This is a genomic window from Curtobacterium sp. B8, from assembly GCF_000333315.1.
GTDB classification, from domain to species: domain Bacteria; phylum Actinomycetota; class Actinomycetes; order Actinomycetales; family Microbacteriaceae; genus Curtobacterium; species Curtobacterium luteum.
In genome coordinates this window covers 1-1,594 of the sequence record NZ_BACW01000042.1, presented here as the reverse complement: position 1 = coordinate 1,594, position 1,594 = coordinate 1, and the positions used below count along the sequence as shown (strand labels likewise).

2 protein-coding genes are annotated in these 1,594 nt (G+C 68.9%); both read left to right on the top strand.

Going from position 1 to position 1,594, the window contains the following annotated elements:
• Positions 1-827 (top strand): transcription termination factor Rho (rho, locus tag I59_RS01280; protein ID WP_022902331.1); only part of this gene is annotated, 827 nt, incomplete at its 5' end.
• A gap of 3 nt (positions 828-830) precedes the next feature.
• Positions 831-1,594, top strand: a 764-nt coding sequence (locus I59_RS01275) for a PCRF domain-containing protein (RefSeq protein WP_022902330.1), incomplete at its 3' end; no start/stop codon positions are given.

The window sequence follows — 1,594 nt, the reverse complement described above, 5'->3', positions numbered from 1 at the left end:
CGACGCGGATCATCGACCTCGTGTCGCCGATCGGCAAGGGCCAGCGCGGCCTCATCGTGTCGCCGCCGAAGGCCGGCAAGACGGTCGTGCTGCAGGCCATCGCCAACGCGATCGCCAAGAACAACCCCGAGGCGCACCTCATGGTCGTCCTCGTGGACGAGCGGCCCGAAGAGGTCACCGACATGCAGCGCTCGGTGAAGGGCGAGGTCATCGCCTCGACCTTCGACCGCCCGGCGGAGGACCACACCACGGTCGCCGAGCTGGCCATCGAGCGTGCGAAGCGCCTCGTGGAGCTCGGTCACGACGTCGTCGTGCTGCTCGACTCGATCACGCGCCTCGGTCGCGCCTACAACCTGGCGACGCCGGCATCGGGCCGTGTGCTCTCGGGTGGCGTCGACTCGGCCGCGCTGTACCCGCCGAAGCGCTTCTTCGGTGCCGCGCGCAACATCGAGGACGGCGGCTCGCTGACGATCCTCGCGACGGCGCTCGTCGAGACCGGCTCCAAGATGGACGAGGTCATCTTCGAGGAGTTCAAGGGCACCGGCAACATGGAGCTCCGCCTCAACCGCCACCTGGCGGACAAGCGGATCTTCCCGGCCGTCGACGTCAACGCGTCCGGTACCCGTCGCGAGGAGCAGCTGCTCTCCGCCGACGAGGTCACGATCACGTGGCGCCTGCGTCGTGCCCTCGCCGGGCTCGACCCGCAGCAGGCGCTGGAGATCGTGCTGCGGAACCTCAAGGAGACGCAGTCGAACGTCGAGTTCCTGGTCCAGGTGCAGAAGTCGGTCCCCACGACCGGCGGACACCACAACGGCCACCAGGAGTAACCGGTGTTCGAGTCGGTGGCAGGGCTGCTGGCGGAACACGAGGACCTGACGCAGCAGCTGTCGGACCCCGCGCTCCACGCCGATCCGGTCCGTGCGAAGAAGGTGAACCGGCGGTACGCCGAGCTCAACCAGATCAAGTCCGCGTACGAGTCCTGGAAGGCGGCGGGGGACGACCTCGCCGCCGCCCAGGAACTCGCCCGCGAGGACGAGGCGTTCGCGGACGAGGTCCCGGCGCTCGAGGAGCAGCTGACGGAGCGCCAGGAGCGTCTCCGCCGGCTGCTCATCCCGCGGGACCCCGACGACGGGCGCGACGTGATCATGGAGATCAAGGGCGGCGAGGGCGGCGAGGAGTCGGCGTTGTTCGCGGCCGACCTCCTGCGCATGTACTCGCACTACGCCGAGTCCAAGGGCTGGAAGATCGAGATGCTCGAGCGCACCGAGTCCGACCTCGGCGGCTACAAGGACGTCCAGGTCGCGATCAAGTCGAACGCGACCGACCCGTCTCAGGGTGTCTGGGCACACCTGAAGTACGAGGGCGGCGTGCACCGCGTGCAGCGCGTGCCGGCGACCGAGTCGCAGGGGCGCATCCACACCTCGACGACCGGCGTCCTCGTCTTCCCCGAGGTCGACGAGCCGGAAGAGGTGCAGATCAACCAGAACGACCTCAAGATCGACGTGTACCGGTCCTCGGGCCCCGGCGGGCAGTCCGTGAACACGACGGACTCCACGGTCCGCATCACCCACCTGCCCACGGGCATCACGGGGCG